This window comes from Sandarakinorhabdus limnophila DSM 17366 (genome assembly GCF_945882885.1).
Taxonomy (GTDB): domain Bacteria; phylum Pseudomonadota; class Alphaproteobacteria; order Sphingomonadales; family Sphingomonadaceae; genus Sandarakinorhabdus; species Sandarakinorhabdus limnophila_A.
Genome location: NZ_CAMCWT010000014.1, coordinates 1 through 25,688, shown reverse-complemented (window position 1 = coordinate 25,688; position 25,688 = coordinate 1). Strand labels below are relative to the sequence as shown.

Below are 25,688 nucleotides of genomic sequence, written 5' to 3'. Positions count from 1 at the left end.
CATGGCCGATCTGTTCCCCGCCGCTGAAAACGCCGTGACGTCGGCCGGCGCGCCGCTGGCCGAGCAGCTGCGTCCGCGCACCCTTGCCGAAGTGGTGGGGCAGGATCATCTCACCGGCCCCGATGGCGCCATCACCCGCATGGTGGCCGCCGGCAGCCTTTCGAGCCTGATCTTCTGGGGCCCGCCCGGCTCCGGCAAGACCACCATCGCCCGCCTGCTCGCCGCGGCTTGCGGGATGCGCTTTGTCGCCATTTCTGCCGTGTTTGCGGGTGTGGCCGATCTGAAGAAATTGTTTGCCGAGGCGCGCGAGGCGGCGCGGGCGGGCCAGCGCACCCTGTTGTTTGTGGACGAAATCCACCGCTTCAATCGCGCCCAGCAGGATGGTTTCCTGGGACCGATGGAGGATGGCACCATCACGCTGGTCGGCGCCACCACCGAGAATCCCAGTTTCGAGCTGAACGCCGCAATCTTGTCCCGCGCCCGCGTGCTGATCGTGCGGCGGCTGGACGAGGCGGCGCTGGCCGATCTGCTGGCGCGGGCTGAAACCCACACGGGCCACGCGCTGCCGGTGACGGACGACGCCCGCGCTGCACTGATCGCGTCGGCCGATGGTGATGGCCGCTTCCTGATCGGCCAGGCCGAAAGCCTGTTCGCATTGGGTGCTGTGGAGCCGATGGGGCCGGCCGATCTGGCGGCGTTTCTGCACCGCCGCATGCCAGTGTATGACAAGGATCGCGAGGGCCATTACGGGCTGATTTCGGCGCTCCACAAATCGTTGCGCGGGTCTGATCCCGATGCAGCGCTCTACTGGCTGGCGCGGATGCTGGTGGCCGGCGAGGAGCCGCTCTACCTGCTGCGCCGGCTGGTGCGCTTTGCCAGCGAGGATATCGGCCTGACTGACAGCAATGCGCTGCGGGTGTGCCTTGATGCCAAGGACGCCTATGATTTCCTGGGGTCACCTGAAGGCGAACTGGCCATCGTCCACGCCTGCCTCTATCTCGCTACCGCGCCCAAATCGAACGCCGCCTATGTGGCGGAAAAGGCGGCCAAGAAGCTTGCTGCCAGCACCGGTTCGCTCACCCCGCCGGCCCACATCCTCAACGCCCCGACGAAAATGATGAAGGAACTGGGTTACGGTCAGGGCTATGCCTATGACCATGACGCGCCAGATGGCTTTTCGGGGCAGGATTACTGGCCCGACGGCATGGCCGCGCAGACGCTCTACACCCCGTCCCCGCGCGGCACCGAAGCCCGCATCGCCGAGCGTCTGGCCGAATGGGCGCGGCGCCGGGCGGCGGCAAGAGAGCAACGATGACCTGGGATGATGTGCTGGCACTGGCGCTGGCGCTGCCCGGTGCCACACGCGGGACCAGCTATGGCTGCGATGCTGTTCTGGTGCGCGGCAAGATGTTCGTCGTCATCGGGCGCGAGCCTGACCATGTCGTGCTGCGCGCTGGGCTGGACGAGGTGGACATGCTGATCGCCACCGATCCGGCCTGTTTCTACCAGACCCCGCATTATGTCGGCTGGCCTGCCGTGCTGGCGCGGCTGGATGCTGCCGATCCGGAACGCATCGTCGTGCTGGTGGAGCGGGCCTGGGCCGGCCATGCCTCCGCCGTCCAGCGCAAGGCGCGGGGCTTGTGAGATTTTTCCGCTTCGTCGGTATCGACTGGTCCGGCGCGAAGGGGCTGCGGCACCCTTCGGTGCAGGTGGCGCTGTGCGAAGCCGGCGATGCGCCGCCGCAACTTGTGTTGCCGCCATCTGGCGTGTGGTCACGCGCCGGCGTGCTCGATTGGTTGGGCGGCCTGTCTGGTGATGTGCTGGTCGGTATGGATGCCGGCTTCGGCTTTGCTGCCGTGCCGCCGTTTGACCAGCCAGCGCGCGACCTGTGGGCCGAGGTGGAGGCGGTGTGCGCGGCCGAGGCTGATCTGGGCGGACATGGCTTCATCCAGCATCGGCGCGACGCCTTCTGGCTGGGTGCTGCCGATGGCCCGCGCCACCTGCGCGCGCATCTGAGGGTGACGGAACAGGTCTACAAGGCGAGCGGACTGGGCGTGCCGACCTCCAATTTCGTGCTGCTTGGCGCGTCCCAGGTGGGCAAGGCGACGCTCACCGCGATGCGGCTGCTGCATCGGCTGCATTGGCCGGTATGGCCGTTTGATCCGCTGCCTGCCTCAGGCCCGGTCATTCTTGAAATCTACGCGCAGGCCTTTGCGCGGCTGGGCGGCTTTCGCGGCAAGCTGCGTGACCTGGAGAGCCTGAATACCGCGCTGGCCCGCCATGGCAGCGGGCCCTTGCCCGCCGCCTTTCCGGCGACATTTCCCGATCATGTTGGCGATGCGCTGATCACGGCCGCCGGCCTGCGCGCCATTGCCGATCAGCCGCACTGGTGGCAGCCGGCGGGGCTCACGGCGGCCATCGCCACCACGGAAGGCTGGACGTTCGGCGTTGTTTAATGCTGCAGCGGCGGGATGGGAGACATGGGCCCGGCCACGAAGGCCAGCAGCTCCGCTTCGCTGGCGCCGGCTTCGAAGCGGGCCAGCAGCGCATCGGGATCAAATGACACGCCCACAGGATTGGCGGCAAACTCCGGCCCGCTGATGTAGCGTGATGCTTCGCCGTCTGGCAGCGCTTCCACCTGAAATTCCAGGCGGTTGCCATCGGGATCGTCGTAATAGAGCGACAGGGTGAGGCCGTGATGCACCGGCCACACCGGTTCCACTCCGGCCTGTTTCAGCCGGCGATACAGGGTCAGCAGCGATGCGGCGCTGGGCAATGTGTAGGCGATGTGGTTCACGCCCACAGCGCCGCGATGCCCCGGCCCGCCCGGTGCCACCAGTTCGAGATTGAGCACGGCAAAACGGTGATGCTCGTCGTCAAAGCTGAGAAAAGCCATCGCCGGGTTCTGGTGCACTACCTTGGCGCCGAACACCTGATCATACCAAGCCAGCATCGCGTCGAACTGCCGGGTCTGGAACACGACATGAGCCAGTTGCGGTTGCGCGGTCATTGAACAATCCCACCCGATAAGACGGGCGATGCTGCTCTCTTCCACCGTCATTGGCAATATCGGCGCAATCCCGCTAAGGGGATGGCGATGAACCCCACAATGCCCCATTTGCTGCTGGTCGCCCTTGGCGGCGGGCTTGGCACGGCGCTGCGCTATGGCGTTGGCCGCTGGGCGATTGTGGCGCTGGGGCCGGGCTTTCCGTTCGGAACGTTCGCCGTCAACATCATCGGCGGCTTCCTGATGGGGCTCTTGGCCGGCTGGCTGGCGCGGATGAGCACGGGAAACACGGGGGGCGCTGAGGAACTGCGCCTGTTGCTCGGCGTCGGTGTGCTTGGCGGCTTCACCACCTTCTCGGCGTTCAGCCTGGAAATCTACAACATGATCACCCGCGCCGAAGTTACGCTGGCGGCGGCCTATGCGGTGTCCAGTGTGGCCGGCTCTGTGCTGGCCGTGCTGGCCGGCGTGTGGCTGATGCGAGGAATGGCCTGATGCCCACTGCCACCATTGAAGAGGATGACGACGGCATCCGCCTGGACCGCTGGTTCCAGCGCCACACGAAAGACATCAGCTTCAACATCGTCTCGCGCTGGTCCAAATCCGGTGTGGTGCGGCTGGATGGCGCCAAGGCCGGCCCGGGTGACCGGGTGGCGGCCGGGCAGAGCCTGACCTGGCCGGAGGAATTGCCGGTGCCGGCAGCCACCCGCCCCACCGAAAAGCCGCGTGAGCCGCTGAGCGAGGCGCAGATCGACTTTATGCGCGGCATGGTGCTGCATATGGATGTGCATGCCATCATCATTAACAAGCCGCCGGGCCTCGCGACGCAGGGCGGCACCAAGCAGCCGACCAGCGTGGATGACATGCTGGATGCGCTGCAGTTCGATGCGCCGTCGCGCCCGCGGCTGGTGCACCGGCTGGACAAGGACACATCGGGCGTGCTGCTGCTGGCCCGCAGCGCCAAGGCGGCGGCCTTCTTCAGCAAGCAATTCGCCGGCCGCGAGGCGGAGAAATCATACTGGGCGCTAACCGTGGGTGTGCCCAAGATTGCGGCCGGCACCATCGATGCGCCGATCGGCAAGCAGCCTGGCACCGGCGGCGAGAAGATGCAGGTCGATACCGAAGCCGGGCTGAAGGCCAAGACCCGCTATCGCGTGATCGAGCGCGCGGCCGGCCGGGCGGCCTGGGTGGAGTTTCTGCCGCTGACGGGGCGTACCCATCAGATCCGTGTTCATGCCGCCGCCATCGGCCATTCGTTGGTGGGCGACGGCAAATATGGCGGCAAGGAGAGCTATCTCACCGGCGGGATCAGCCGGAAACTGCACCTGCACAGTCGCCGGCTGCAGATCGCGCTGCCCGATGGCGGCACGCTGGATGTGAAGGCCGAACTGCCGCCGCACATGGCCGAAAGCTGGCAGATGCTGGGCTTTGATCTAAAGCTGGGCGATATCGAAATCGTCGAACCGCCGCCGCCGCCACTGAAGAAACGTCGCCTGTCCAGCGCGACGAGCGGCAATCGCCGTGGCGAGCGCCGTTCGCGCGGCGCGACCGAAGCGCCGGCCCGGCCTCCCCGCAAGAAGTGAAGCGGGGCCGGGCGTGCTGCCCGGCCCTGTTCCGTGATCAGCCGCGCCGACCGCGACCGCCGTGTTTTCCACCAGAACGCGGCCCGGTGCGGGTAGCGGTGCGCGTCACCTGGCCATCGGCGCTGGCAACGGCAACATTGCGACTGGCCACGGTGGCGCCGTCGGCGTTGGTGAGGGCGCGATCACGGGTGAAGCCGTTATCGCTGCGCACCAGGCTGCCGTTCAGGCCATAGCTGCGGCCGTTTGGGCGGGTGATGCTGCCGCTTTCGGTATAGCCGCTTGCCGTGCGGGTGCGCTCATAGTCGCGGCTGGCGGTGCGGCCAGCGAAACTGGTGCGGCTGGTGTCGCTGGTGAAGCCGGTTTCGGTGCGGGTGCGATCAGTGCTGCTGGTGGCAACGACACCATCCCGCGCGCGCGTGACGCTGGTGTCGCGGTTGAACGTACCTGCGTCAGGATCGCGGGTGATGGTCGTCGTGCTGGAAACCGGGCCAACACTCTGGGCGAAGGCCGGGGTGGCAAGGTGAAATGCCAAGGCCGAAATGGCAATCGTGATCCGCATGGTCAACGCTCCCTTGGGTTTGGGTGGCGCGGTCCCTGCCGCCCACAAACCCTACAACGTTGCGGGCGCGGTAAATCCTTCGCGCCACGAAAAAGGGCCGCGCTTCGGGTGAAACGCGGCCCCTTTCGTTTGGCCAACGGGCCAGCGGTGTCAGTCGTCGCCGCCGGTCAGAAAGTTCGGCAGGCCGCCGGCGTCACCGCCCTTGTCGCCACCGTCGCGGTCAGCGCGCGGGGCGCGGTCATCGCGGCGCGGGCCACGATCACCACCACCATCGCGACGCGGGCCACGGTCGCCATCGCGGCGCGGGCCGCGATCGCGATCACCGTCACGGCGCGGACCACGGTCACCACGCGGCGGACGGTCATCGCCACCTTCACGCGGCGGGCGCGTATCGGGCAGTTCTTCGCCGCTTTCCTGATCGACCAAGCGCATCGACAGACGCACCTTGCCGCGATCATCGACGCCCAGCACCTTGACCTTGACCTGCTGGCCTTCGCTCAGCACGTCGCGGACATTGGCCACGCGGTCGTTCATGATTTCCGAGATGTGCACCAGGCCATCGCGGGCACCCATGAAGTTCACGAACGCACCGAAATCGGCCATGTTGACGACCTTGCCGGTGTAGATCTTGCCAACTTCCGGTTCGGCAACGATGCCGATGATCCAGTTGCGGGCGGCTTCGATCTGGGCCGGATCGCTCGACGAGATCTTCACGGTGCCATCGTCTTCGATGTCGACCTTGGCGCCGGTGGTGGCGACGATCTCGCGGATCACCTTGCCGCCAGTGCCGATGATGTCGCGGATCTTGTCCTTCGGCACGCTCATCGATTCGATGCGCGGGGCATGGGCCGACAGACCTTCGCGGGTGCTGTCCAGCGCCTTGGCCATTTCGCCGAGGATGTGCGCACGGCCTTCCTTGGCCTGGGCCAGGGCGACACGCATGATTTCCTCGGTGATGCCGGCGACCTTGATGTCCATCTGCAGCGACGTGACGCCATCAGACGTACCGGCCACCTTGAAGTCCATGTCACCCAGGTGATCTTCATCACCCAGGATGTCGCTGATAACGGCGAAGTCTTTGCCTTCGAGGATCAGGCCCATGGCGATGCCGGCGCACGGGCGCTTGAGCGGTACACCGGCATCCATCAGCGCCAGCGAACCACCGCAGACCGTGGCCATCGACGACGAGCCATTGGACTCGGTGATGTCGGACAGCACGCGGATCGTGTAGGGGAACTCTTCCTTCGCCGGCAGCAGCGGGTGCAGAGCGCGCCATGCCAGCTTGCCGTGACCGATTTCGCGGCGGCCCGGCGCGCCGAAGCGGCCGACTTCACCCACCGAATAGGGGGGGAAGTTGTAGTGCAGCATGAAGCGTTCATACCGCAGGCCATCCAGACCATCGATCATCTGTTCCGCATCGGCAGTGCCAAGCGTGGTGGTGACGATGGATTGGGTTTCGCCGCGGGTGAACAGCGCCGAACCATGGGTGCGCGGCAGGAAGCCCACCATCGCTTCGATCGGGCGCACCGTCTTGGTGTCGCGGCCATCGATACGGCGGCCTTCCTTCAGGATCGCGCCGCGCACGATGTTGCCTTCAAGCTTCTTGAACAGCTTGCCGGCCTTCATCTGCTCCTGCGGGGTGCCGTCGGCGAACACGGCCTTGGCCTTGTTCTTGGCTTCGGCCAGCGCCGATTGGCGAGCCGACTTGCCCGACAGGCGATAGGCGGCATCGATGTCCTTGCCGATGGCCTTCTTGAGCGTCGCCAGCATGGCCTTGTCGTCCGTGATGGCCAGATCCCACGGATCCTTGGCGGCCTTCTCGGCGAGGCGGATGATGGCATCGATCACCGGCTGGATGCTGCGGTGCGCGAACATCACGCCGTTCAGCATTTCCTCTTCCGAAAGCTCCTTGGCTTCGGATTCGACCATCATCACGGCGTCGCTGGTACCGGCGACGACGAGATCGAGCGCGCCTTCCTTGACCTGGGTCTTGGTCGGGTTGAGCACATATTCGCCGTCGATGTAGCCAACGCGGGCGCCGGCGATCGGGCCCATGAACGGCACGCCGGACAGGGTGAGGGCGGCAGACGCCGCGATCAGCGCCAGGATATCGCCTTCGGCTTCGCCATCATAGCTCAGCACATGGGCGATCACGTTGATTTCGTTGTAGAAACCTTCCGGAAACAGCGGGCGAATCGGACGATCGATCAGGCGGCTGGTGAGCGTTTCATGCTCAGTGGCGCCGCGCTCGCGCTTGAAGAAGCCGCCGGGGATGCGGCCGGCAGCGGAATATTTTTCCTGATAGTGGACGGTGAGCGGGAAGAAATCCTGGCCCTCCTTCACACTCTTGGCGGCGGTGACGGCGCACAGGACAACGGTTTCGCCCAGCGTGGCGACCACGGCGGCATCGGCCTGACGGGCAATGCGGCCGGTTTCCAGGGTCAGCGTGCGGCCGCCCCAGTTCAGTTCTTCTTTGTGGATGGTAAACATGGTCTTCTTTCCTGAGCGCTGCGGCCCTATTGCCGAACGCCCCTTGCGGTGTGCCGCCCTTCGTGGCGACGGCTGCACCCGGCGCGCTCATTCGCGGCGGGGCAGATAAACGAACGGCCCCGCTTTGGGGGCCGTTCGAAAACTGGCTGGGCTTACTTGCGAAGGCCCAGTTTGGTGATCAGCGCGGTATAACGCGCTGCATCCTTCTTCTTCAGATAATCCAGCAGCGAACGGCGCGTGTTCACCAGAACGAGCAGACCACGGCGCGAGTGATTATCCTTCGCGTGGGTCTTGAAATGCTCGGTCAGATTGGTGATGCGTTCGGTCAAAATCGCCACCTGAACTTCCGGCGAACCGGTGTCGTTGGCGGCCCGAGCATTGCTGCTGATAATTTCGGCTTTCTTTTCGGCGGTCACCGACATCGTGTTACTCCTTCAATCAAGGTTGAACCCGCGCAGCACCCGCACCTCGCCCGATTGGGCTTCGACAAGCGCCACGGGAACAGAACCGAGGCTTGCCAAATGGGTGCCGTTGCTGGCTGGGTGCCCGAGAAGCTTGCGCCCTTGTTTGAGCGCCGCCGCCTCCTCTGGCGTGATGGCAAGAGCCGGGATGTCGTCCAGCCCTGTCATCAACGGCAAAACTGCCTGTTCAATCGTGCGCCCCTGCACCAGTTGGGCCAGTTTGTCCAGTGATATCGCCTGTTGAAGGCTGAATGGCCCTGATTGGGTGCGGCGCAGCATGGTGACATGGCCAACGGAGCCGAGTGTGATGGCAATGTCGCGGGCGAGGCTGCGGATATAGGTGCCCTTGGACACGCGGCAGGAGAATGTCGCACTTCCCGGCGTGGTGGCAACCAGATCAAGGCGGTGCACCGTGATGTGGCGGGTGGCGAGAACCACCTCTTCGCCGGCACGGGCGAGGGCATAGGCACGCTTGCCGTTCACCTTCAGCGCTGAATAGGCCGGCGGCACCTGATCGATGGGGCCGGTGAAGGCGGCCAAGATGGCCGTGATCTGTTCCGCCGTGGGGCGCACGTCGCTGGACGCCACCACCTCCCCTTCAGCATCCAACGTGCTGGTCTGGCTGCCGAAGCTGACGGTGAATTCATAGCCCTTGGCGGCATCGAGCATGCGACCGGCCAGCTTGGTGGCCTCGCCGCACGCGATCGGCAGCACGCCGGTGGCAAGCGGATCGAGCGTGCCGCCATGGCCGATGCGTGGGACGGGCAGGCCATGCGCACGCAAGATGCGCTTTACCGCCGCCACACCCTGCGCGCTGGTCAGGCCGAGCGGCTTGTCGAGGATGATCCAGCCGTTGATCGCGGCGGCGTCAATCGTCGCCGACATCATCATCCATGGAATCGGCCAGGCTCTTCCACGGCTGGGCTGTGCCGGCGGGCGGCAGGTCGCGGGCGATTTCGGGACGGCGCAGCACTTCGTCGATACGGGCGCCGGCGTCATAACTGTCGTCGCGACGGAAGCTGAGGTCGGGCGTGTATTTCGTCGCCAGCCGCTTGGCGACTTCGCCGCGCAGCCAGCCGTGATGCTGGCCCAGCGCCTTCACCACGGCTTCGTCATCACCGTTGGAGGCTTTCACGAACACGGTGGCTTGCCGCAGATCGGGCGTGACCCGCACTTCAGACACGGAAATGATGGTGCGGGTGATGATCTCGTCGCGCAGATCCCCGCGCGCGATGATTTCGGCCAGCGCGTGGCGCACCTGCTCGCCGATGCGCTGCAGGCGGATCGGACGGCCTTGCGCGTCGGGTGTGGAACGGACCAAGACGATACTCCTCCCGGTTAAGGGTGGGCCCAATCAAGGGCGGCAGTGGCGGGGGCAGGGCGGGCCTGCCCCCAAGGCGCAACCGTTAAAGATTGCGTTCCTTCAGTTCCACTTCGTAGGTTTCGACGATGTCGCCGGCCTTCACGTCCGACGAATCCGCCAGCGTGATACCGCATTCCAGGCCCACCTTCACTTCGGCTACATCCTCCTTGAAGCGGCGCAGCGAGGCGATGGAACCGGTGTAGATGATGACATCGTCGCGCATGACGCGGGCACGCAGCGCCTTCTTGATATAGCCTTCGGTGACGCGCAGGCCGGCGGCCTTGCCGATCTTGCCGGCCTGGAACACGTCCAGCACCTGGGCGCGGCCCACGACTGTTTCGAACGCCTCGGGGCCGAGCTGACCCGCCATGCCGGCCTTCACATCATCGATCAGATCATAGATCACGTCGTAATATTTCAGCGCCACGCCATCGCGCTGGGCGATTTCGCGGGCCTTGGCATTGGCACGCACGTTGAAACCGATCACCGGCGCGCCGCTGGCCTTGGCCAACGTCACGTCGCTTTCGGTGATGCCGCCAGTGCTGGCCAGCAGCACCTTGGCGCGGATCAGATCATTGCCGACCTTCGACACCGCACCGGCGATGGCTTCGGCCGAGCCTTGCGTATCGGCCTTGATGACCAGCGGGAATTCCTGGACCTTCTTGGCGCGCAGCACCGAGAACATGTCTTCCAGGTTGGCCGGGCCGTTGCCGGCCGTGCGGGCAGCGGTGGCAACGCCGGCACGATATTCGGCCACTTCGCGGGCGCGGGCTTCGTTCTCCACCACGGTCAAGACATCGCCGGCCTGCGGGACGCCGCCAAGGCCGAGCACTTCGACTGCGGTCGACGGACCGGCTTCCTTCACCGTTTCGCCCTTGTCATCGACCATGGCGCGCACGCGGCCCCATTCCTGGCCCATCACGAAGATGTCGCCGCGCTTCAGCGTGCCGCGCCGCACCAGAACGGTGGCGAGCGGACCCTTGCCCTTGTCGAGCTTGGCTTCGATCACGGTGCCTTCGGCCGGACGATCCGGGTTGGCCTTCAGTTCGCTGACTTCGGCGAGCAGCAGGATTTTCTCCAGCAGATCATCAAGGCCGGTCTTCTTGATGGCGGAGATTTCCACGTCCATTACGTCGCCGCCCATTTCTTCCACCTGCACATCCTGTTGTAGCAGGGCAGTGCGGATGCGGGCGGCATCGGCGCCGGGCTTGTCCATCTTGTTGATGGCCACGATCATCGGCACGCCGGCCGCCTTGGTGTGCTGAATGGCTTCGATGGTTTGCGGCATGATGCCGTCGTCCCACGCCACCACGAGCACCACGATATCGGTGATGCTGGCGCCCCGCGCGCGCATCGAGGTAAAGGCCTCGTGACCGGGCGTGTCGAGGAAGGTGATCTTCTGCTTGTCCTTCGTGGTCACCTGATAGGCGCCGATATGCTGGGTGATGCCACCGGCCTCGCCCTTCACCACGTTGGTGCCGCGCAAGGAATCGAGCAGGCTGGTCTTGCCGTGATCGACATGACCCATGATGGTGACGACCGGCGGACGGAACGCCAGATCCTTTTCGATATCGACTTCGCCGACCATGCCCTTTTCGACGTCGCTTTCCGAAACGCGCACGATGTTGTGTCCGAATTCGGTCAGCACCAGTTCGGCGGTGTCCTGATCGATTTCGTCAACGGCGGCTGACGGCACGCCAAGGCGAGCGAGCAAGCGCACCACATTGCCGGTGCGTTCGGCCATGCGGTTGGCCAGTTCCTGCACGGTGATCATGTCAGGCACGGTCACATCGCGCACCTGCTTGGCCTGGCTGCCAAGGCGGCCGCGTTCCTTCTCGCGGGCCCGGCGCAGCGCGGCAAGGCTGCGCACGCGGGTGTTGCCTTCATCATCCAGCGCGCGGGTAACGGTGAGCTTGCCGGCCTTGCGGCGATCATCGCCCAGTTTCGGGCGCGACGGCTTGGCGGCTTCCGGCTTGCGGCCCGGAATGATGCGCACGCGCATACTGTCATCATCGTCATCGCTGACTTCGGTGGGGATGACCATGCCGCCATCGGCATCCGGTTGCGGATCGGGCCGGGTGGCGAGTTCTTCCTCGCGGTGGCGCTTTTCCTCGATCCGGCGGCGCTCTTCCTCTTCGCGGGCGGCGCGTTCCTGATCTTCGCGGATGCGGACTTCTTCCAGCAGGCGCTGGCGATCTTCTTCAGCCTGGCGCGCATAGAGCGCGGCCATTTCGGCCGGCGTCATGCGCGGGCGCTGCGGTGCAGCGGCTTGACCCTGGGCTGGCCGCGCGGGCTGGCCAGGGCGGGCGGCGCCAGCGGCCGGACGGGCAGCCGGGGCGGGCGGTGCAGCCGCCTTGGTTTGCGGTACGGGTGCCGGCTCGACCTTGGTTTCGGGAGCAGGAGCGGTTGGCTCCGGCGCCTTGGCTTCCGGCTTGGGCGGCAGCGGCGCGCGCTCCACCGGACGGAACATCACCGGCGGCGGTGTTGGCGGGCGTGGCGCCGACGGGACAGGGGCCGGTTCAGTAGCAGCAGCAGGCGCAGTGGCAACTGGGGCGGGGGCCGGGGCAGCCGGGCGCGGTGCCGGAGCCGGCGTAACGGTAGCCGGGGCAGGAGCGGGAGCGGGGGCGGGTGCCGGGGTTGGCTCCGGCGCGGCGTCGCCCGGACGGTGCAGCACGCGGGCGCGCTTCACCTCCACCACGACCTGTTTGGAACGGCCGTGGCTGAAGGTCTGCTTGACCTGCCCGACCGCGACGGCCTTGTTCAGACCGAGGGGGGCACGCGTGCCAAGCTTGGGTTTGTTGTCGTCACTCATAGTCCGCCGCCTAATGCCTTTCGCCGGTGTTCAGGGCAACCTCTGTTGCATCTGCCACCACTTCATTTGCCGTTTCACTTGTGGTTTGCGGGCCACAAAATCCCGTCAGTCGATCCAGATCGGCCAGTACGCGGGTGGCAGCGCCCTGATCCAGCAGCGCCATATGTACCACATTGTCCCGCCCCAGCGCAGCCGACAGCGCGTCGCGCGCGATCGGCACCCGGCGGTGCGGAATATCCTCGCCCAAAGATTCACCAACAGCGCGGGCCATGCCATCGATCCGATCGCTGCCGTCGGGCCGGGCATCGCCAGCGTGCAGTACCGCAAATACCTTGCCCTTGGCCAGCGCCTCACGCACCCGGTCGCCGCCCAGGATCAACGTACCGGCGCGCTTTTCCAGCCCCAGCCGGTTCAGCATCCGTTGCTGCAAGGTCGCCGTGATGCGGTCTGCCAGATCGTCGGGCAGAGTGAAGCTGTTGGCCTTGAACGCCCGCGCCAGCGCGCCGCGCAGCCGGCCCTTTGCTGCCACTGAATCAAACAGCGCCTTGTCGGCCGTGATCCACGCGCCGCGGCCGGGCAGCCGTTCCGACCAATCGGCCGCAACCTGGCCGTCCGGCCCCAGCGCCAGCCGGATCAGGCCTGTGCGCGGGGCAGACCCGCCCGACAGGATGCAGCGGCGTTCGGAGCTATCCTTGCCGCTGTCCTGACGCGTGTCCGGAGATGCCGGATTCAGGCGATCATTGGTTTCCATCCGCCGACGCGTCCTCCTCGGCGAACCAGTGGGCGCGGGCGGCCATGATGATGCGATTGCCATCATCATCCGACAGGCTGAATTCCTTGAGCAATCCCGAACGGCCGACCAGTTCGTCGGTGGCCAGATCGCCGAGGTCATCAAGCGTCTTGATGCCCTTCTTGCCGAGCACCACCAGCATGGCTTCGGTCAGGCCTTCGATGGCGGCGACATCGTCTTCCACGCTCAGGCCGCGCCGTTCTTCACGGGCAGCAGCTTCACGGCGCTCCAGCGCCTCGACAGCGCGGTTCTGCAGTTCGGTGGCCAGATCGTCGTCAAAGCCTTCGATGCTGGCGACTTCGGCCAGATCAACATAGGCGACTTCCTCCAGTTCGGAGAAGCCTTCGGCAACCAGCAGCTGGGCCAGCGTTTCATCAACGTCCAGCTCGGTCTGGAACAGTTCGGATTTCTCGACGAATTCCTTCTGCCGGCGCTCACTTTCGTCGGCTTCGGTCATGATGTCGATCTGCTTGCCGGTCAGCGCCGACGCCAGGCGCACGTTCTGGCCGCGGCGGCCGATGGCCAGGCTGAGCTGATCGTCGGGCACAACCACATCGATGCGGCCTTCTTCTTCATCAAGCACGACCTTGGTGACTTCCGCCGGCTGCAGCGCGTTGACCACGAAGGTGGCAGTGTCGGGCGACCAGGGGATGATGTCGATCTTTTCGCCCTGCAGTTCCTGCACGACGGCCTGCACGCGGCTGCCCTTCATGCCGACGCAGGCGCCAACCGGATCGATCGAGCCATCGCGACTGATCACGCCGATCTTGGCGCGGCTGCCCGGATCGCGGGCGACGGCCATGATTTCGATGATGCCGTCATAGATTTCTGGCACTTCCTGGGCGAACAGCTTCTTCATGTAATCGCCGTGGGCGCGGGAAAGGAAGATCTGCGGCCCACGGGGTTCGCGGCGGACGGACAGGATCAGGCTGCGCACGCGGTCACCCGGCTTCAGCACTTCGCGCGGGATCTGCTGGTCGCGGCGGATGACGCCTTCGGCCTTGCCCAGATCGACCACCACGTGGCCGAACTCGGCGCGCTTGACGACGCCGGTGATGATCTCGCCCTGACGGTCCTTGAATTCTTCATACTGGCGTTCACGCTCGGCATCGCGCACCTTCTGCACGATCACCTGCTTGGCACCCTGCGCGGCAATGCGGCCGAATTCGACGGGCGGCAGCGGATCGACGACAAAACTGCCCAGTTCGGCGGTCTTGTCCTTCTTCAGCGCATCCTTCAGGCTGATCTGCTTGAAGAAATCTTCCGGCTCTTCCACCACTTCCAGCACGCGCCACAGGCGGGTTTCACCGGACTTGGGATCGATCTTGGCGCGGATGTCGTTTTCGGCACCATAGCGGGCACGGGCGGCGCGCTGAATGGCGTCTTCCATCGCCTCGATCACGATGGCGCGATCGATTGATTTTTCGCGGGCGACGGCATCGGCAATAGCCAGCAGTTCGGCGCGGTTGGCGGTGAGGGCAGTTGCGGTGGCCATCTCAATCCTCCGTGGAGATTTCATTGTAGTTGACGGCAGCACCATCGGGGCTGCTTTCGATGATTTCGTCGGCCCCGGTGGGGTCCAGCGGTTTGGTTGTAGCAATCAGTCGGTCGGTCAGCACGAGCTTGGCGCCGCTGATGTGGGACAGGGGCAAGCGCAGCACGCTGTCGCCTTCCAGGGTGCTGCCCTTCATTTTCACCAGCGCGTCCTCGCCATCAAGGCCCACGATTTCGCCGTGCAGGCGGGCGCGGCCGTCCACCTTTGGCTCCAGTTTCAGGCGCACTTCATGGCCGGCCCAGTCCTGCCAATCCTTGGCGCGGGTGAGCGGGCGGTCGATCCCGGGCGAGGACACTTCCAGCGCATATTCTCCGGCGATCGGATCCGCTTCATCAAGCGGCTGATCGAGCGCGCGGGACAGGCGAGCGCACTGATCGATGGTCAACTGGCCGGTGGCCGGGTCTTCGGCCATCACCTGCAGGGTGAGGCTGCCCGGCTGGCCCGACAGCATGACGCGCACCAGATCAAGCCCCATCGCCTCCACAACGGGGGCGATGATGGCCGTGAGGCGGGCATCAAGATCGGTCTGGACCAAGGAAAGGCGACTCCGGTGACAAGGGCAAACACACGGACAAGCGGTTTGGGTGCTGCGCAGCGGAGCGGCGCAGCCTGCAAACCAACAGCCATGCAGGAACGGTCGGCGTCATACGCCAGTTGCACAGATGCAGCAAGGGGTGTCGCATCGGGGTTAACAAGAGCGTTCCGGTCGCCTATAAGGTGCCCAACTGCAATTTTTCGGGGCATTCAACCATGGCTGCGATACTAGGCAAACTCTCCAACGCGCTGTTGATCGGACTGCTGGCAATGGTTGCCGTCATTGTCGCGTTCCATGGCGGACTGATCGCGGCAGACGCCGGTTCGTGGGTGGCTGGTTTCCTGCGCGTCATCCACGTCTGGGCCGGCATCCTGTGGATCGGCCTGCTCTATTATTTCAACTTTGTGCAGATCCCGACCATGCCGTCGGTTCCTGCCGAGTTGAAGCCAGGCGTGACCAAATATATCGCCCCCAAGGCGTTGCTCTATTTCCGCCACGGCTCGCTGCTCACCGTGGTGGCCGGTATCGGCCTTTCGGGTGCCAACCTGATTGAGGGCCTCACCTTCCAGGAAGGCCAGCGCGTGATCGGTCTGGGTATGTGGCTGGGCCTGATCATGGCTTTCAACGTGTGGTTCCTGATCTGGCCGAACCAAAAAATTGCGCTGGGCATCGTGGATGGCACGTCGGAGCAGAAGGCCAAGGCTGGAACCACCGCGATGATCTTTTCGCGCACCAACTTCCTGCTGTCGTTCCCCATGCTTTATTGCATGATCGCACAGCACGCCATTGGCGCGGCCTGAACGGGCCGGCCTTTTTCGTTCAGGTCTTGCGCGGATCGGCCGGCAGGCCGGTGACTGGAGCGCAGTCGGGGAACTCGGCATAGCTGGTGCGGCGGCCGTTGCGGCTGATCCACACGCGCAGCGAGGCGAATTCCGGGCACGGACGATAGCGCCAGCGGAATTCCCAACCATCGGCCCATTGCCGGCCCTCGCGGGCGGCAAAGGCGGCGCGCGGGTTGCCGGATTGGCGATGATATTCGGTGGCCAGCCGATCGGCCAGCGCTGCGGCCGCTTGCGGATCAATTGCCGGATCATACAGGCTGAGCATGGCAATGCCGCCGGCTACGAAGGCAGCGACGATCAACAGGAGACGGCGGCGGGTCACTGCCTGCCCTTGTGCATCAAGTTGCAGCGCCGCAAAAGAGGGCACGCGCTGGCAAACGTGCCGAAGCCGGCCGCAACGCATAAGCGGCCCTGCAATGCCGGCGTTGACAAGATTTGGACCATCCTCTAGTGCCGCGCCTTCGTTCGGGGCCGGAATCACCTGATTCTGGCGCCGCGACTTGTTTGAAACTTCTAACCTCAAGGCTCCAACCATGTTCGCAGTGGTGCGCACCGGCGGTAAGCAATACCGGGTCGCCGATGGTGACAAGATCATCGTCGAAAAGATCGAAGGGGAAGCCGGCACTGCCGTCGCCCTCGAAACCCTGATGACCGGCGAAGGCGCCGCGCTCACCATGGGTGGTGCCGTGAAGGCCGAAATCGTGGCTCAGACCAAGAGTGACAAGATCATCATCTTCAAGAAGAAGCGTCGCCACAATTATCGCCGCCGCAATGGCCACCGTCAGCAGCTGACGGTCATCAAGATCACCTCGGTCGCCTGACCGTCGCGTAAAGGGAGCAACCCACCATGGCTCACAAGAAAGCAGGCGGCTCGTCCCGGAACGGCCGCGATTCGGAAAGCAAGCGCCTTGGCGTGAAGCGCTTCGGCGGCCAGGCGGTAAACGCCGGCACCATCATCATCCGTCAGCGTGGCACCCCCACGCATGCCGGCCGCAATGTCGGCATCGGCAAGGATCACACCTTGTATGCGCTGGAAACCGGCACCGTGGAATTCCACACCGGTAAGCTCGGCCGCAAATATGTGTCGGTCAACCCGGTGGCGGAACCGCTCGCGGCTGAATAAGCCCGGCTCTTTTCCGCTTGAAAAAAGGGGAGCTGGGCGACCGGCTCCCTTTTTGTTTGGACCCTAACCATGCACTTTCTCGATCAGGCCAAGATTTTCGTTGCCTCCGGTACCGGGGGCGATGGGGCCGTGTCGTTCCGGCGCGAGAAGTTCGTGGAATATGGCGGCCCCGATGGCGGCGACGGCGGCAAGGGCGGTGACATCATTTTCGAATGTGTCGATGGCCTCAATACGCTGATCGATTTCCGCTACACCCAGCATTTCAAGGCCAAGCGCGGCGCGCACGGCATGGGCCGCAACCGCACCGGTCCGGGCGGCGATGACCTCTTGATCAAGGTGCCAGTGGGCACGCAGATTCTGGCCGATGATGAAGAGCGCACGTTGATCGTCGACATGACCCGCGTTGGCCAGCGCGCCATCCTGATGAAGGGCGGCGACGGCGGCAAGGGCAACGACCACTACAAGACCAGTACCAACCGCGCTCCGCGCCAGTTCCAGGCCGGTTTTCCGGGCAAGGAAATGTGGATCTGGCTGCGGCTGAAGCTGCTGGCCGATGTCGGCCTGGTCGGGCAGCCGAACGCCGGCAAGTCCAGCCTGATCAATGCCATTTCCAACACCAAGGCCAAGGTTGGCAATTATGCCTTCACGACGCTGAAGCCGCAGCTTGGTGTTGTGGCCCACAAGGGCCAGGAACTGGTGATGGCCGATATTCCCGGCCTCATCGCCGGCGCCGCCGATGGTGTGGGCATCGGTGATCGCTTCCTTGGCCATATCGAGCGCTGCCGTGTGCTGCTGCACCTGGTCGATGCCAGCCAGCCTGGCCCGGTCGACCAATGGCGCGTGGTACGCGAAGAACTCGCGGCCTATGGCGGCGGGCTTGAAAGCAAGCCGGAGATTCTCGCTCTGTCCAAGGTCGATCTGGTCACGCCGCAGGCTTTGGCCGCCAAGAAGCGTGCGCTGGAAAATGCGAGCGGTCAGCATGTCTACACCGTCAGCGCCGCCACCACGCAGGGCGTCGAGCCAGTGCTCGACAAGTTGATGGAGATCGCCGGCCGCGCGCAGGCGATGAAGGTGGAATCGGACAAATCGTGGTCGCCGCTCTAGACGCCATCCCGGCTCGCCAGTTCGACCCGGCAAGCTGCCCGCGGCTGGTGGTAAAGATCGGCTCGTCCCTGCTTGTGGACGCAGCGGGCGCGGTGCGCAGCGATTGGCTGGCCGGCATGGTCGCCGATATTGCCGAGCGCCGCCAACAGGGCCAGCAGATCGTCATTGTGTCGTCCGGCGCCATTGCCCTGGGCGCGCGTCGGCTGGGCCTGGAAAAGGGCGGCCGCGCCAGCCTTGAAGACGCGCAGGCCGCTGCCGCCGTCGGGCAGGTGGCACTGGCGGGCGTATGGGAAGCCTTGCTGGCCGCACAGGGCCTGACGGCGGCACAGGTGCTGCTGACGCTGGGCGATCTGGAAGACCGGCGGCGCTATTTGAACGTCGCGGCCACCATTGCCCGCCTGCTCGATCTGGGCGCGGTGCCAGTGCTGAACGAGAATGACACGGTGGCCACCACCGAAATCCGCTTTGGCGACAATGATCGGCTGGCGGCGCGGGCGGCCCAGGCGGCGGGGGCGAGCGGGGTGATCCTGCTGTCCGACGTTGATGGTCTTTACACCGCCAATCCGGCCACCGATCCCACTGCGCAACGCCTGTCGGTGGTGAAGTCGCTCACCCCCGACATCATGGCGATGGCAACCGGCGAAACCCGATCGGGTATGGGTTCGGGCGGCATGGCGGCAAAATTGCTCGCCGCACGCATGGCCGGGGCTGCCGGCATCGCGCTGGCGATCTGCGATGGCCGGGTGGAACGGCCGTTGACCCAGTTTGCAACCCATTGTGGTGGAACGCTTTTCCTGCCGCTGCGCGCGGCCAAGGGCCGCAAGGCCTGGCTGGCCGGGCGAATCACGGTGGCTGGTGCGCTGGTGGTTGATGCCGGCGCTGCTGTGGCGCTGAAGCGCGGCGCTTCGTTGCTCGCCGCTGGTGTGCGCGGTGTGGATGGGCGGTTCAAGCGCGGAGACGTGGTGGCGATCATGGGTTCTGAAGGCGAACTGCTCGGGCGCGGGCTGGCTGGCTATGATGCAGAAGATGCCTGCAAGATCATGGGTTTGCGCAATGAAGCGCAAGGCTTGGTGTTGGGCTATGCGCCGCGTGCGGCTCTTGTCCATGCTGATCACCTGGTGCTGATATGAGCCTGATTGCCGATATGGCCCGCGCGGCGCGGTTGGCCCTGCCGACGCTGGCCGCAGCGCCGACCGCGCAGAAGGCGCTGGCGATTCGCACGGCGGCCGATGCGATCCGGGCCCGCAGTGAAGAGCTGCTCAGCGCCAATGCCGCCGATGTGGCGGCGGCAAAAGCGGCCGGAATGTCGCCGGCACTGGTCGATCGGCTGGCGCTGGATGCCGGCCGTGTCACGGCGGTTGCCGGCGGTGTCGCGGTGGTTGCCGGCCTTGCAGATCCGGTGAGCGCGGTCATCGCGCGCTGGAGCCAACCCAATGGCCTGCAGTTCGAACGCGTGCGGGTGCCGCTGGGCGTCATCGGCATCGTTTATGAAAGCCGGCCGGGCGTGACCGCCGATGCCGCCGCCTTGTGCCTGATGGCCGGCAACGCCTGCCTGTTGCGCGGGGGTTCGGAAGCGGCGCGGTCGAACACCGTGCTGCTCGATTGCATGGCGCACGGGTTGCGCGAAGCCGGCCTGCCGGCCGCGGCGGTCCAGATGGTTCCCGCTGGAGATCGCGCGCTGGTTGGCGAAATGCTCGGCGCGCATGGCCTGATCGACGTGATCATCCCGCGCGGCGGCAAGGGCCTGGTCGCGCGGGTGCAGGCCGAGGCGCGGGTGCCGGTACTGGCGCATCTGGATGGCATCAACCATGTCTATGTCGATGCCAGCGCCGATCCCGAAAAGGCCGTGGCAATCGTGATCAACAGCAAGCTGCGGCGCACGGCGGTGTGCGGATCGATGGAGACGCTGCTGATCGATGCTGCGGCGCTCGCTGCGCTGAAGCAGCGGTTGGTGACGGCGCTGCTGGAGGGGCCCTGCGAAGTGCGCGGCGATGCAGCGGTGCAGGCGCTCGATACCCGCGTATTGCCGGCCTTGGCGCAGGATTGGGACACCGAATATCTCGACGCCATCGCCAGCGTTGCCGAAGTCACCGGCGTCGATGGCGCCATCGCCCATATCGCCGCCCACGGTAGCCAGCACACCGATTCGATCGTGGCCGAAGATGCCGCCGTGGCCGAGCGGTTCCTTGCCCGTGTCGATTCGGCCATCGTGCTGCACAATGCCTCCACCCAGTTTGCCGATGGCGGGGAATTCGGCTTTGGTGCCGAAATCGGCATCGCGACGGGCCGCCTGCACGCCCGCGGCCCGGTGGCGCTGGAGGGCTTGACGATCTTCAAGACCATCGTGCGTGGTTCGGGCCAGGTCAGGCCCTGATGGCCCGCATCGGCCTTCTGGGCGGCAGCTTCAATCCGGCGCACGGCGCACACCGGCATATCAGCCTGGTGGCGTTGCAGCAGTTGCGGCTGGATGAGGTCTGGTGGCTGGTCTCCCCGCTCAACCCGTTGAAATCGGAGGCCGGCATGGCGCCACTGGCAATCCGTGTGGCGCGGGCAAAGTCCGTCGCCCGCCACCCGCGCATCAAGGTCACCGCGCTGGAAGAACAGCTTGGCACGCGCTTTGCCGTCGACACGGTGGCCGCCTTGCAGCGCCGCTTTCCGCAGCACCAGTTCGTCTGGCTGGCCGGCAGTGACATCGTTGGCGAACTGCACCGCTGGCGGCGCTGGCGGCATTTCCTGCGTGCTGTGCCGTTCGCCGTCGTGCCGCGCCCCGGCGTTTCGCTGCTTGGCGCCCCGGCGCTGAGCTGGTCCGGCTGGTCGCCAGCCACGCCTTCACGCTGGACGCAGGCCGCTCTGCCGGCGATAATCAGCTTGCACTCCCGTTTGCGGCCGGAATCGGCTACAGAGATCCGCAGCGCCGATCCCGGCTGGGCCACAGAAGCCCGATTTGATGAAAAGGCACGTTCGTTTGACCAAGACTGACCGCGTGGACGAGCTCCACGCCATGATCATGAAGAGCCTTGACGATGATCAGGCCGTGGATCCCGTTTCCATCCCGCTGGCCGGCAAGACCAGCATTGCCGATTTCATGGTGATCGCCAGCGGCCGCAGTGGCCGGCAGGTGGCATCGATGGCGGTGAAGATCGCCGACAAGATGAAGGCCGATTTCCGCCGCACCGCCCGTGTCCAGGGTTTGCCGGCGGCGGACTGGGTGCTGATCGATTGCGGGGACATCATCGTTCACTTGTTCCGCCCGGATGTGCGCGGCTTCTACAATCTGGAAAAGATGTGGGGCCTGGATGATGCGCCCAACCCGTCGCCGGCTTTCGCGCCGATTGATGGCCCCGTGGTCGCCACCCCGCGCTGAGCGGTGAAGCTGCACATCATCGCGCGCGGCCGCATCGGCCAATCGCCGGAAGCTGAGCTGGTGGAACGTTATGCGCAGCGGCTGCGCGGCCGGCTGGTGGTGACGGAAATTGGCGACACCGCGCCGTGGCCGCTGTTCGGCATTCATCTCGGGCCCGGCCGCACCGTGGCGCTGGATGAACGCGGCCGTGATCTGCCCTCCACCGATCTGGCCGCCCTGCTGGCGCGCTGGCGTGATGATGGGGTGCGGGAAACGCGCTTCCTGATCGGCGCCGCCGATGGCCATGATGCCGCCACGCGGGACAAGGCCGATCTGCTGCTGGGCTTTGGCCGGGCGACCTGGCCGCGCATGCTGGTGCGTGCCATGCTGGCCGAGCAACTGTATCGCGCGCTCTCCATCCTTGATGGCCACCCCTATCACCGCGAGTGAAATTCGGTTCAGCGGCCCGAAAGGCCGCAGGGAGTAGCGCTGTGTGTCACTTCTGTTATCCTCTGATCCTATTCATGCGTGAGTCTGCTGTCCGATGAGCCTGAACAAGAGCTGGAAGATTGCGCTGCCGCTTGCGGCTTTGGCGCTGGTGCCGGCTTATGCCGCCGTGCAGGCCGCCGCCGAAACCGATACCTACAAGGAACTCGACGCGTTGATGGACGTGTTCGAGAGGGTGCGCGTGACCTATGTGGACAAGGTGGACGACAAGACGCTGATCCGCGGTGCCATCAATGGCATGCTGTCCAGCCTTGATCCGCACTCAGGTTATCTGGATGGCCGCGATTACGCCAATCTGAAGCAGACGACTGATGGCGAATATTCGGGCCTTGGCCTCACCGTCACCTCCGAAGACGGTGCGGTGAAGGTGGTGACGCCCACCGACGATACGCCAGCCGCCAAGGCCGGCATCAAGGCCGGGGACTATGTCACCCACCTTGATGATGAACTGATCTATGGCGGCACGCTGAACGAAGCGGTCGACAAGATGCGTGGGCTCGCCGGCACCAAGATCAAGCTGACCATTGTGCGCCAGGGCGAGCCCAAGCCGCTGGAATTCACCCTCACCCGCGAAGTGGTGGTGATCAAGCCGGTGAAGTGGGAAACGCGCGGCAATGTTGGTCTCATCCGCATTTCCACGTTCAACAACAAGACCGGTGAGGCAACGCGTACCGCTGTTGAAGGCATCAAGGCCAAGCTGGGCGCCGGCGTGGTTGGCTATGTCGTCGATCTGCGGTCCAACCCCGGTGGCCTGCTTGATGAAGCCATCAAAGTGTCGGACGTGTTTCTCGATGCCGGCGAAGTGGTTTCGGAACGCCGCCGCGCCAAGAACGATATTGATCGCTATTTCGCCAAGGCCGGTGATCTGACCGACGGCAAGCCGGTGGTGGTGCTGGTGGATGAAGGCAGTGCCTCGGCCGCCGAGATCGTGGCCGGCGCGCTGCAGGATCACCGCCGCGCCATCGTGCTGGGCCAGCGCAGCTTCGGCAAGGGCAGCGTGCAGACCGTCTATCCGCTTTCTGCCGAAACCGCGTTGCGGCTGACGACCGCCCGCTATTTCACGCCATCGGGCCGCAGCGTCCAGGAAAACGGCATCGAACCCGATATCCAGGTGCCGCAGCTTTCCGACGCGCGCGTTTCCGAACGCAAGCCGCTGCGCGAAGCCGATTTGAAGAAGCATCTGATCAACGAGATCAAGGACGCCACCGCCAAGCTGGTCGAGCAGGACGGCCAGGCCGATCCGCGCTTCCTGGCCAAGGCCGAGGATCTGAAGGCCAAGGGCGTGCTGGATTATCAGCAGGATTATGCCATCCGGCTTTTGGGCCGGTTGGCACCGCCCGCGCTGCCAGCGGTGCAGGTGGCTGGCCAAGCCCCGGGGCAAGCCGCTGGGGCAGCGCCGCGCACCGCCTCGCGGTGATTGCACCTGTCACACACGCCGGCTAAGCCCTGAGGCAGATTTCATCCGCGAAGGATTTCGCCGCCCGTGTTGCGCCGCCTTTATGATTGGACCTTGGCCAAGGCTGCCGGCCCCGGAGCCGAACGCTGGCTGGCGGGCATCAGCTTTGCAGACAGCAGCTTCTTTCCGGTGCCGCCCGATGTCATGCAGATCCCGATGTCGATCGCGCGGCCGGAACGCTCTTTGCGCTATGCGGCGGTGTCCACGGTCGCTTCGGTGGCGGGCGCGCTGTTGGGCTATGTGATCGGCGCCGTACTCTATCAGACGATCGGCGTGCCGCTGCTGTCCTTGTATGGCTATGAAGACAAGTTCGTGGCCTTTGCCGCCGATATCAAGGCCAATGGCTTCCTGTGGATGCTGGCGTTTGCCTTTCTGCCGATCCCCTACAAGGTGGCGACCATTGCCGCCGGTTCAGTATCGCTGTCGATCCCGGTGCTGATCGCGGCGTCGATCCTGGGCCGCGGGGGGCGGTTTTTCCTGGTGGCGCTGGTGTTGAAGCGGTTCGGCGCGCAGGTGCAGGTGCTGATCGATCGCTATTTCAACGCGCTGGCGATCACTGCCACGGCGCTGTTTGTGGGTGGTTTTATCGTTGTCCGCTATGCGTTCTGAAGGGCCGGCATTGGTGCTGACTGGCAGCCTGGCGTTGCTGGCTGGCGCATACGGCTTCGAGATGATCGGCGGGCTGGTGCCGTGCGAGATGTGCTGGTGGCAACGCTGGGCACTGATGGCCACGGCTTTCTTCGCAGCCGATGCGCTGCTGCTGGGCATGGTGGCGCGCCGTCAGCCAGCGATGGCCCCGGCGGTGACGGCAACGGCCTGGGTGGCCATCCTCGGCCTTGCCAGCAACGCCGGCATCGCCCTGTTTCATGCCGGGGTGGAGCAGAAATGGTGGCAGGGCCTCACCCGCTGCACGGCACCACCGTTGGCCGGCGACGCCAAATCGATGATGGCCGATATCCTGGCCCAGCCGCTGGTGCGCTGCGACGCCATACCATGGCAAATGTTCGGAATTTCCATGGCAGGGTGGAATTTCATCGTCTCCCTGATCCTGGTTGGAGCCGCCACATGGCTGATGCTGAAACCCCGTTAAAGCCTCGCCGTCACCTGCCCGGTGACCGCCGCCCCGATACGCGCGCCATGATCCGTGTCGATCAGGCCGGCGAAACCGGCGCCGCCCGCATCTATGCCGGGCAACTGGCGGTGATGGGCGGCCGCCATGCCATGGCCGGCGAAATCCGCCACATGGCGCACCAGGAGCAACGGCATCTGGATGGCATGAATACCGTTATGGCGCGGCGCGGCGTGCGGCCCACAGTGTTCGGGCCGTTCTGGCATGTCGCCGGCTTTGCGCTGGGTGCCGGCACCGCGCTGCTGGGGCCGAAGGCGGCGATGGCCTGCACCGAAGCGGTCGAAACCGTGATCGACGAACATTATGGCGAGCAGATCGAGGCGCTGGCTGATGGCAGCGATCCCGAGTTGAAGGCGATGATTGACGATTATCGCGCCGACGAAGTGGAGCACCGCGAGGCGGCGGCCGCCCATACTGGTGGCGGAGCCTTTCCGGTGCTCGAATCCATCATCCGCGCCGGCTGCCGCACCGCCATCGCGGTGGCGAAGCGGATTTAATTGCGGATCTGATCGCGCAATTGGTAGCGGCCGTTCACCCGGCCGATAAACATCTGCGTCACGCCCGGGTGGCCAATCGGATCGCCTTCGCCATCAGGCAGCAGATTTTGCTGGCTGACATAGGCGACATAGGCCGATTCCTCGTTCTCGGCGAACAGATGGTAGAACGGCTGGTTCTTGTGGGGCCGGATTGCCTCGGGGATGGATTGCCACCATTCCTCGGTGTTGTTGAACACCGGATCGACATCGAAGATCACACCGCGGAAGGCGAACACCCGGTGCTGCACCACATCGCCAATGGTGAAGGTCGCCGGGGTTGGCGCTTCAACGGAGGCTTCGGGGGCGTTGCGGGCGATCATCGATTTCCAGTCGGGCATCATGCAACTGCAATATAGGACGTCGCGCGCTGACGTGAAGGGGTAGTGGTGTCGCGCACTCCTGTTCAAAATGCCGCAAAGCCGGGCTTGGCAGGCCCCGTCCCCTCCGCTATACGCCGCCCCTCGACCCGGACAGCGGCCCAGCCACCGTCCGGCGC

The 25,688-nt window shown here is 65.2% G+C and carries 30 protein-coding genes; 18 read left to right on the top strand and 12 right to left on the bottom strand.

Annotated features, from left to right (window positions below):
- Nucleotide 1 precedes the first annotated feature (1 nt).
- The 3 genes from Q7O19_RS04755 to Q7O19_RS04745 are packed head-to-tail and all read left to right on the top strand — an operon-like array spanning nt 2 to nt 2,456.
- A complete protein-coding gene (locus Q7O19_RS04755; RefSeq protein ID WP_303809001.1) occupies nt 2-1,315 on the top strand; it encodes a replication-associated recombination protein A in 1,314 nt (437 codons plus the stop codon).
- Nucleotides 1,312-1,644 (top strand): MmcQ/YjbR family DNA-binding protein, encoded by a 333-nt coding sequence (locus Q7O19_RS04750; RefSeq protein ID WP_303808999.1) that lies wholly within the window; start codon nt 1,312-1,314, stop codon nt 1,642-1,644. Before Q7O19_RS04755 ends, Q7O19_RS04750 begins: the two co-directional genes overlap by 4 nt.
- Nucleotides 1,641-2,456 (top strand): hypothetical protein, encoded by an 816-nt coding sequence (locus tag Q7O19_RS04745; RefSeq protein ID WP_303808997.1) that lies wholly within the window; start codon nt 1,641-1,643, stop codon nt 2,454-2,456. The genes Q7O19_RS04750 and Q7O19_RS04745 overlap by 4 nt, the downstream gene beginning before the upstream one ends.
- Here the strand turns inward: Q7O19_RS04745 and Q7O19_RS04740 are convergent.
- A complete protein-coding gene (locus Q7O19_RS04740; protein ID WP_303808995.1) occupies nt 2,453-3,010 on the bottom strand; it encodes a VOC family protein in 558 nt (185 codons plus the stop codon). The two genes, Q7O19_RS04745 and Q7O19_RS04740, sit on opposite strands and share 4 nt — an antisense overlap.
- Nucleotides 3,011-3,109: 99 nt before the next feature.
- Here Q7O19_RS04740 and crcB point away from each other — a divergent pair, with 99 nt between their 5' ends.
- Together crcB and Q7O19_RS04730 are read left to right on the top strand one after the other, a co-directional pair.
- Nucleotides 3,110-3,499 (top strand): fluoride efflux transporter CrcB, encoded by a 390-nt coding sequence (gene crcB / locus Q7O19_RS04735; protein ID WP_303809036.1) that lies wholly within the window; start codon nt 3,110-3,112, stop codon nt 3,497-3,499.
- Nucleotides 3,499-4,587 (top strand): RluA family pseudouridine synthase, encoded by a 1,089-nt coding sequence (locus Q7O19_RS04730; RefSeq protein ID WP_303808994.1) that lies wholly within the window; start codon nt 3,499-3,501, stop codon nt 4,585-4,587. Before crcB ends, Q7O19_RS04730 begins: the two co-directional genes overlap by 1 nt.
- 37 nt (nt 4,588-4,624) lie before the next feature.
- Here Q7O19_RS04730 and Q7O19_RS04725 read toward each other — a convergent pair whose 3' ends face one another.
- The 9 genes from Q7O19_RS04725 to Q7O19_RS04685 all read right to left on the bottom strand — a co-directional run bounded on the left by Q7O19_RS04725 (nt 4,625) and on the right by Q7O19_RS04685 (nt 15,152).
- Nucleotides 4,625-5,146: a hypothetical protein gene (locus tag Q7O19_RS04725; protein WP_303808992.1), complete on the bottom strand. Its 522-nt coding sequence runs from the start codon at nt 5,144-5,146 to the stop codon at nt 4,625-4,627.
- Nucleotides 5,147-5,296: 150 nt separating this feature from the next.
- Nucleotides 5,297-7,636: a polyribonucleotide nucleotidyltransferase gene (gene pnp, locus Q7O19_RS04720; protein WP_303779254.1), complete on the bottom strand. Its 2,340-nt coding sequence runs from the start codon at nt 7,634-7,636 to the stop codon at nt 5,297-5,299.
- Between the two features lie 152 nt (nt 7,637-7,788).
- The gene (gene rpsO, locus Q7O19_RS04715) at nt 7,789-8,058 is read right to left on the bottom strand and encodes a 30S ribosomal protein S15 (protein WP_022679253.1); all 270 of its coding nucleotides are present in this window, start codon (nt 8,056-8,058) and stop codon (nt 7,789-7,791) included.
- Nucleotides 8,059-8,070: 12 nt separating this feature from the next.
- Nucleotides 8,071-8,982 (bottom strand): tRNA pseudouridine(55) synthase TruB, encoded by a 912-nt coding sequence (gene truB, locus Q7O19_RS04710; RefSeq protein WP_303808990.1) that lies wholly within the window; start codon nt 8,980-8,982, stop codon nt 8,071-8,073.
- Nucleotides 8,966-9,418, bottom strand: a complete 453-nt coding sequence (gene rbfA / locus Q7O19_RS04705; RefSeq protein ID WP_303808989.1) for a 30S ribosome-binding factor RbfA — start codon at nt 9,416-9,418, stop codon at nt 8,966-8,968. The genes truB and rbfA overlap by 17 nt, the downstream gene beginning before the upstream one ends.
- An 85-nt stretch (nt 9,419-9,503) precedes the next feature.
- Nucleotides 9,504-12,272: a translation initiation factor IF-2 gene (infB, locus tag Q7O19_RS04700; protein WP_303808988.1), complete on the bottom strand. Its 2,769-nt coding sequence runs from the start codon at nt 12,270-12,272 to the stop codon at nt 9,504-9,506.
- A 10-nt stretch (nt 12,273-12,282) separates the two neighbouring features.
- Entirely contained in the window at nt 12,283-13,023 is a 741-nt protein-coding gene (locus Q7O19_RS04695; protein WP_303808986.1) for a DUF448 domain-containing protein, read from the bottom strand.
- Nucleotides 13,010-14,557, bottom strand: coding sequence for a transcription termination factor NusA (gene nusA / locus Q7O19_RS04690; RefSeq protein ID WP_303808985.1), 1,548 nt, complete (start codon nt 14,555-14,557; stop codon nt 13,010-13,012). Before nusA ends, Q7O19_RS04695 begins: the two co-directional genes overlap by 14 nt.
- Nucleotide 14,558: 1 nt before the next feature.
- A complete protein-coding gene (locus Q7O19_RS04685; protein WP_303808983.1) occupies nt 14,559-15,152 on the bottom strand; it encodes a ribosome maturation factor in 594 nt (197 codons plus the stop codon).
- A 215-nt stretch (nt 15,153-15,367) separates the two neighbouring features.
- On the opposite strand from Q7O19_RS04685, the gene Q7O19_RS04680 reads away from it, so the two are divergent.
- Nucleotides 15,368-15,952, top strand: coding sequence for a urate hydroxylase PuuD (locus tag Q7O19_RS04680; protein WP_303808981.1), 585 nt, complete (start codon nt 15,368-15,370; stop codon nt 15,950-15,952).
- Between the two features lie 19 nt (nt 15,953-15,971).
- Here the strand turns inward: Q7O19_RS04680 and Q7O19_RS04675 are convergent, their stop codons facing one another.
- Nucleotides 15,972-16,316, bottom strand: a complete 345-nt coding sequence (locus Q7O19_RS04675) for a hypothetical protein (protein ID WP_303808979.1) — start codon at nt 16,314-16,316, stop codon at nt 15,972-15,974.
- A 211-nt stretch (nt 16,317-16,527) separates the two neighbouring features.
- Between Q7O19_RS04675 and rplU the strand changes: the two genes are divergently transcribed.
- The 12 genes from rplU to Q7O19_RS04615 all read left to right on the top strand — a co-directional run bounded on the left by rplU (nt 16,528) and on the right by Q7O19_RS04615 (nt 25,153).
- The gene (gene rplU, locus Q7O19_RS04670; RefSeq protein WP_022679244.1) at nt 16,528-16,815 is read left to right on the top strand and encodes a 50S ribosomal protein L21; all 288 of its coding nucleotides are present in this window, start codon (nt 16,528-16,530) and stop codon (nt 16,813-16,815) included.
- Between the two features lie 26 nt (nt 16,816-16,841).
- Nucleotides 16,842-17,117, top strand: a complete 276-nt coding sequence (gene rpmA, locus Q7O19_RS04665; RefSeq protein ID WP_022679243.1) for a 50S ribosomal protein L27 — start codon at nt 16,842-16,844, stop codon at nt 17,115-17,117.
- Between the two features lie 69 nt (nt 17,118-17,186).
- Nucleotides 17,187-18,221 carry a GTPase ObgE gene (gene obgE / locus Q7O19_RS04660; RefSeq protein ID WP_303808977.1) on the top strand — a complete coding sequence of 345 codons (1,035 nt, stop codon included), beginning with the start codon at nt 17,187-17,189 and terminating at the stop codon, nt 18,219-18,221.
- Nucleotides 18,206-19,351 (top strand): glutamate 5-kinase, encoded by a 1,146-nt coding sequence (proB, locus tag Q7O19_RS04655; protein ID WP_303808976.1) that lies wholly within the window; start codon nt 18,206-18,208, stop codon nt 19,349-19,351. Before obgE ends, proB begins: the two co-directional genes overlap by 16 nt.
- Entirely contained in the window at nt 19,348-20,595 is a 1,248-nt protein-coding gene (locus tag Q7O19_RS04650; RefSeq protein ID WP_303808974.1) for a glutamate-5-semialdehyde dehydrogenase, read from the top strand. The genes proB and Q7O19_RS04650 overlap by 4 nt, the downstream gene beginning before the upstream one ends.
- A complete protein-coding gene (locus Q7O19_RS04645) occupies nt 20,595-21,200 on the top strand; it encodes a nicotinate-nucleotide adenylyltransferase (RefSeq protein WP_303808973.1) in 606 nt (201 codons plus the stop codon). The genes Q7O19_RS04650 and Q7O19_RS04645 overlap by 1 nt, the downstream gene beginning before the upstream one ends.
- 22 nt (nt 21,201-21,222) lie before the next feature.
- Entirely contained in the window at nt 21,223-21,585 is a 363-nt protein-coding gene (gene rsfS, locus Q7O19_RS04640) for a ribosome silencing factor (RefSeq protein ID WP_303809035.1), read from the top strand.
- A 3-nt stretch (nt 21,586-21,588) separates the two neighbouring features.
- A complete protein-coding gene (locus tag Q7O19_RS04635; protein WP_303808972.1) occupies nt 21,589-22,014 on the top strand; it encodes a 23S rRNA (pseudouridine(1915)-N(3))-methyltransferase RlmH in 426 nt (141 codons plus the stop codon).
- A 94-nt stretch (nt 22,015-22,108) separates the two neighbouring features.
- Nucleotides 22,109-23,488, top strand: a complete 1,380-nt coding sequence (locus Q7O19_RS04630) for a S41 family peptidase (RefSeq protein WP_303808971.1) — start codon at nt 22,109-22,111, stop codon at nt 23,486-23,488.
- Between the two features lie 66 nt (nt 23,489-23,554).
- A complete protein-coding gene (locus Q7O19_RS04625) occupies nt 23,555-24,136 on the top strand; it encodes a YqaA family protein (protein ID WP_303808970.1) in 582 nt (193 codons plus the stop codon).
- The gene (locus Q7O19_RS04620; RefSeq protein WP_303808968.1) at nt 24,126-24,617 is read left to right on the top strand and encodes a disulfide bond formation protein B; all 492 of its coding nucleotides are present in this window, start codon (nt 24,126-24,128) and stop codon (nt 24,615-24,617) included. Before Q7O19_RS04625 ends, Q7O19_RS04620 begins: the two co-directional genes overlap by 11 nt.
- The gene (locus tag Q7O19_RS04615) at nt 24,593-25,153 is read left to right on the top strand and encodes a demethoxyubiquinone hydroxylase family protein (RefSeq protein WP_303783313.1); all 561 of its coding nucleotides are present in this window, start codon (nt 24,593-24,595) and stop codon (nt 25,151-25,153) included. Before Q7O19_RS04620 ends, Q7O19_RS04615 begins: the two co-directional genes overlap by 25 nt.
- Here Q7O19_RS04615 and hspQ read toward each other — a convergent pair.
- Complete coding sequence (hspQ, locus tag Q7O19_RS04610; protein ID WP_303809034.1) at nt 25,150-25,512, bottom strand: heat shock protein HspQ; 363 nt, start codon at nt 25,510-25,512, stop codon at nt 25,150-25,152. The genes Q7O19_RS04615 and hspQ overlap by 4 nt on opposite strands.
- Between the last annotated feature and the right edge of the window lie 176 nt (nt 25,513-25,688).